General features: G+C 35.9%; 4 protein-coding genes. All 4 read left to right on the top strand.

All coding sequences use genetic code 11. The features are described 5' to 3' along the window. The first annotated feature begins 198 nt into the window (after positions 1–198). The 4 genes from dnaE to rplI are packed head-to-tail and all read left to right on the top strand — an operon-like array spanning position 199 to position 5,187. A complete protein-coding gene (gene dnaE / locus OZD61_RS04480) occupies positions 199–3,528 on the top strand; it encodes a DNA polymerase III subunit alpha (RefSeq protein ID WP_274980005.1) in 3,330 nt (1,109 codons plus the stop codon). A gap of 48 nt (positions 3,529–3,576) precedes the next feature. Next, the gene (locus tag OZD61_RS04475; protein ID WP_274980004.1) at positions 3,577–4,350 is read left to right on the top strand and encodes a 30S ribosomal protein S6; all 774 of its coding nucleotides are present in this window, start codon (positions 3,577–3,579) and stop codon (positions 4,348–4,350) included. Further along, a complete protein-coding gene (gene rpsR / locus OZD61_RS04470) occupies positions 4,350–4,625 on the top strand; it encodes a 30S ribosomal protein S18 (protein WP_007548890.1) in 276 nt (91 codons plus the stop codon). The genes OZD61_RS04475 and rpsR overlap by 1 nt, the downstream gene beginning before the upstream one ends. Positions 4,626–4,632: 7 nt before the next feature. Further along, positions 4,633–5,187: a 50S ribosomal protein L9 gene (rplI, locus tag OZD61_RS04465; RefSeq protein WP_006279792.1), complete on the top strand. Its 555-nt coding sequence runs from the start codon at positions 4,633–4,635 to the stop codon at positions 5,185–5,187. The last annotated feature ends 163 nt before the right edge of the window (positions 5,188–5,350 follow it).

The following is a 5,350-nucleotide window of genomic DNA, read 5'->3' as shown; positions in this document are numbered from 1 at the left end:
AAGTAATCCTTACCTTTTAATCTGCAGATTGGCGAAAGCAAATACAATAGCTTCGCTATCGTGATAAGGGAGCTGGCGGAGTTTGTCAAGTAGGTTTTTGTATTTTAATTTTAGAATTTTATAGGCTTTTGTTCTCATGAAAATTATGTTCTCATGAGTAAATTAATGTTATCCTTTTTTGTTGATCTAAAGTTTCTTATGTTCATACACTTACGTGTTCATAGTGTTTATTCGCTGCTTGAAAGCTCGGTTAAAATTGAGGAGCTGATCGGCCTTTGTTTGCGAAATAAAATGCCAGCGGTTGCAATTACTGATTCAGGTAATTTATTTGGTTCACTTGAGTTTGCAGAATATGCGGCAAGTAGGGGGATACAGCTAATAATAGGATGCAATATTATAGTTAAACATTCAGAACAAAATTTACCTATATTATTGCTTGCAAAAAATGAGCAAGGGTACACTAATTTAGTCACTTTGGTGAGTGAGTCTTTTAGAAAGCGCAAGAATAACAGCGATATTCCTTACGTTGATTTTGATGAGCTATTGAATTTAAGTACGGGTCTGATCGCTTTAACCGGTGGATGTTTGGCTCAACTATTGTTGGGGCAAGATAAAGAAACGGTTGAAAAACTGCTTTCAGCATTCAATGGTCATCTATATGTTGAATTGCAGCGTCATGGGTTGAATAAAGAGCTAGAGCTTGAAGAAGCTTTGATAGACTTTGCTTATCAGCGCAATATACCACTAGTTGCAACGAACGATGTGTTTTTTCCAAATAGGTCTGACTATGAGGCTTATGATATATTAACGTGTATATCGGAGGGGAGTTATGCCCTGGAGAATAACAGAAAGAAGTTAACTACCGAGCATTACTTCAAGTCTGTGGCAGAAATGGAGGAGCTGTTCAGCGACATTCCCGAAGCAATTCATAACACTTTAGTGATAGCTAAGCGGTGCTCTTACATGCCAAGAAGCAGGCAGCCTATTTTGCCTAAATTTCCTTGTCGAGAAAATAAAACTGAGAATGAAGAACTGAGGGAGCAGGCAGTTGCAGGATTAGAATTCCGTATTGCGAATGAGACAGACATAGACCTTAAACAATACTACGATCGGCTGAATTACGAACTGAGTGTGATAACTTCGATGAACTACGCTGGCTACTTTTTGATAGTTTCTGATTTTATTCGTTGGAGCAAAGCAAATGGCATTCCAGTTGGTCCAGGAAGAGGCTCTGGTGCTGGATCAATTGTTGCTTGGGGCTTGCAGATTACAGACCTTGATCCAATAAAGTTTGGCCTAATATTTGAAAGATTTTTGAATCCTGATCGTGTATCGATGCCTGACTTTGATATCGATTTCTGCCAAGAGAAAAGGGACCTGGTTATTGATTATGTTCAGAAAAAGTACGGTTATGTTGCTCAAATAATCACTTTTGGTAAATTGCAGGCAAGGGCAGTATTGCGTGATGTTGGTAGAGTATTGCAAATGCCTTACTCTCAAGTGGATAAAATATCTAAAATGGTTCCATTTAATCCAGTAAATCCTGTAACTTTATCACAAGCGATAGAGCTTGATCAAAACCTGCAGAAAGAGCGGGATAGTGATGAGGTAATTGCAAAGCTTCTTGATATATCTCTTAAGCTTGAAGGAATATATCGTCACGTTTCAACTCATGCTGCTGGAATTGTAATATGTGATCAAAAGTTGGAAAATTTTGTTCCTGCGTACTACGATCCAAATTCGGCTCTGCCAATCACTCAATACAGCATGAAATATGTGGAGAAAGCTGGGCTAATAAAATTTGATTTTCTTGGACTTGGTACGCTAACGCTAATAGATCATGTGTGTCGTTTAATTAATCGTGATGGAAAAAAGATTGATATTTCTTCAGTTCCTTTGAATGACCAAAAAACCTATGAGATACTCTCAAGCGGTGATTCAATTGGAGTGTTTCAGCTTGAAAGTTCGGGAATGAGAGAAGCTTTAATTAAACTAAAACCGGACTGTATTGAGGATATTATCGCTTTAATTTCCCTTTATCGTCCAGGACCTATGGATAACATTCCAACTTACGTTGCAAGAAAGCATGGACTTGAGAAGCCAGATTATATTCATCCGTTACTTGAAGGAGTGTTAAAAGAAACATTTGGGGTAATAATTTACCAAGAACAAGTGATGGAAATAGCCCGTATTCTTTCCGGGTATAGCTTAGCGGAAGCAGATCTGCTAAGACGTGCCATGGGTAAGAAAATTAAGGAAGAGATGGATAAACAACGTGAACTTTTCATCCAAGGGGCAACGAAGAATGGCGTTGATTATGACAGGGCAAGTTATATCTTTGACCTTGTTGCAAAATTTGCTGGTTATGGGTTCAATAAATCTCATGCTGCAGCATATGCGGTTATATCTTATCAAACGGCTTACCTTAAAACTAATTATCCATTAGAATTTTTTACAGCACTAGTGAATCTGAATATTGATGATAGAGATAAACTGAATTTATTTTATCATGCAGCAAAGTTTAGTGGCGTTACCGTTCTTTCACCTGATATAAACAAGTCTCAAGCTGAATTCTCAATAGAGGATGAACGCATACGTTATGGTATTGCTGCCTTGAGGAATGTTGGTTTTTCTATAGCGGAAGGAATAGTGAACGTACGTTCAAGCGCTTGTAAGGACATATGGGAATTCATTCAAAATTCAGGTCATATAATAAATAAGAGAGCGCTAGAAAGCCTGATTAAATCCGGAGCATTCGATAGCGTGCATAAGAACAGAAAGCAGCTATATGAGTCAATGGACACGCTGATTTACTTTGCAAATAAAAACAAACAGGATAGAGAATCAAGTCAAGCTGCTTTGTTTGGTAGTCTTGATGTCCTCAAACCGAAACTTGAGAATGTGGAAGATTTTGATGAAGAGGAAAAATTAGAACATGAGTTATTTTCACTAGGATTTTATTTAACTAATCATCCGCTTGAAAAATTTAGAACTCTTCTGGAAAAGTTAAATATTGGGTTTATCGGAGAAAATAGAACAGCAAAAACTGCTGGGGTAATATTAAATGCACGTATGAGAACTTCAGAGCGTGGAAGGTTTGTTATCCTCACACTTTCTGATCCCCATAACGTTTCTGAAATAGCATTCTATAATAATGAAATAATAGAAGAAAAAAGAGATTTATTTTCACCAGGAACATTTGTGATAATTGATCTTGAAGCTTCGGAAAATACAACAAGATTGGCAGGCAAAGATATATCTGAGTTTACAAAAAGAATCACTTCTACAATAAAAGAATTAGTTCTCACCACTGAGTGCACGGATTCGCAAAAAGCCGCTATGGAATTAAACACAATATTGAAAGATGAAGGCAGAACCAAAATAATGCTAAAACTTCTTCTCGAAAAACATAAAGTGAGCATCTTATTACCAGGTGCATACTCAATTGCTCCTCAAGTAATTTATGAAATATCTAATTTAAGCTGGATTAAAGGCGTAGAAATTAATACAAATAACTTGCTTATATAAAAAAGCTTTATATAATGAAATGTTTAATCGGTATTAAAGGAAGATATAGTGAATCTTTATGAATTTACTTTTATAGCACAACAAGGATTGTTACAGCAAGAAGTAGAGGAGATGGTCCAAGAGCTAGCTGTTTCATTGAAAAATATTAAAGCAGATATTATGTTCCAGCGAATCAGGGATATTCTGAAAAAAGGAAATGACAAGCTTACAAAACAAGAGTTAGAAGTGCGTGCTGAGGAGATTAAAGAAAGTCTAGTTGCTTACTCTGATTTCTTGGAAGATCTTACAAAAATTTTATGGGTTGAATTAGAAGAAGATCTTTCAAATTTGAAAGAAGTGAAGTCAAAAATCGATAAAGAGTTGAAAGATGACCTAAAAGATTTAGGAATAACGCAAGATTTTACAAAATTTCTAGGAGGCAGTACTAAAAGTGCGTTTATCCATAACGCAGTAAATGCTTTGAAGAGAAATATTTCAGAACATCTAATAAAGATTTTTCAAGATATTTTGAAAGATTTTAGAATAAACGGTCCAACTCAATCGAGCAAAGCGTTGGAAATGCTTTTGAAAAACATTGAAGCATCAGGATTAATCAAGTATGAACATTGGGGTCTTTTGGATTTTGCATATCACAAAAATAAAATGAAGAGCGGTCATTATTGTATAATGTGCATAAGTTCTACTGCAAGCATTCTGGATGAATTTATGCGTAGAATGAAACTTAATGAGAACGTTGTTCGCCACTTTCCTGTGCAGGTTGATAAAATTTTTGAAGGTAAATCTCATATGATGAATAAACAAATTGAGGAGCAAAGCGCATAATGATGAAGAGACGAAATAGTTTTAATAATTCTTACGTATCTGTAAATAATAGGACTGGCTTTAGGCGTTCTAAAGTTTGCCCTCTTGCTGCGTCTAAAGATGAAGACATAGATTATAAGAATATAGATTTATTATCCAAGTTTACCTCTGACTATGGTAGGATATTGCCTAGAAGATTAACAGGCGTATGTGCAAAAAAACAAAGGAAGTTACGCTTAGCGATCATAAGGGCACGTTTTTTAGCTCTTATTCCTTACTGTACTAAAAAAGTTTAGGTAATTTATGTTGATAATTTTAAAGGAAAATATAAGGACTTTAGGTAAGCTTGGTGAAGTTGTCAAAGTTAAACCAGGTTATGCACGTAATTTTCTTTTTCCACAAAGAAAAGCGGTGAAAGCTACCAAGGAAAATTTAACGAAGCTAGAGGAGCAACGTTTATTACTGGAAGAAGAGAATATAAAAAGATTAAATGTAGCAAAAGAGCTTGCATTGTCACTACATGATAAGTTTGTGGTATTGATAAAGCAAGCTTCAGAGGATGGTAAAATTTTTGGTTCTGTGACAACACGTGAAATTGCGAAAATTTTACTACAAGAAGGACATGTGATAGATCACCGTAGTTTATCTTTTGGTGGAGTAAGCATCAAAAACTTGGGTGAATACCAAGTAAACGTAGAATTACATAGTGAAGTAGTAGTACCAATTACTATATACGTCGTAAAATCCGAAACAGATGCAAATGAGCTAAGGCAAGTAAAATTGCAAAATCAGAAGTCTGAGCAACAAGAGGCAGAGCAAGATGCGAATAAAGAAGCTACTGATGGTGATGATAGCTGATCAAAGATGATCCCTTGTTATAGTCGTAAAGAAATGTCTGCCATGGCTAGGCTGGTGTCATCCCAGTGCGTGACACTGGGATGGCTTTGTTGCATAGCAACTGAAAAAATCTGGTGGCTGCTGACAAAATTCATTATAAAATAGCCATCTAACCTTGAAAGAA

This window comes from Wolbachia endosymbiont of Drosophila bocki, assembly GCF_028982005.1.
Taxonomy (GTDB): domain Bacteria; phylum Pseudomonadota; class Alphaproteobacteria; order Rickettsiales; family Anaplasmataceae; genus Wolbachia; species Wolbachia pipientis.
This window is presented reverse-complemented; position numbering and strand designations above follow the sequence as displayed.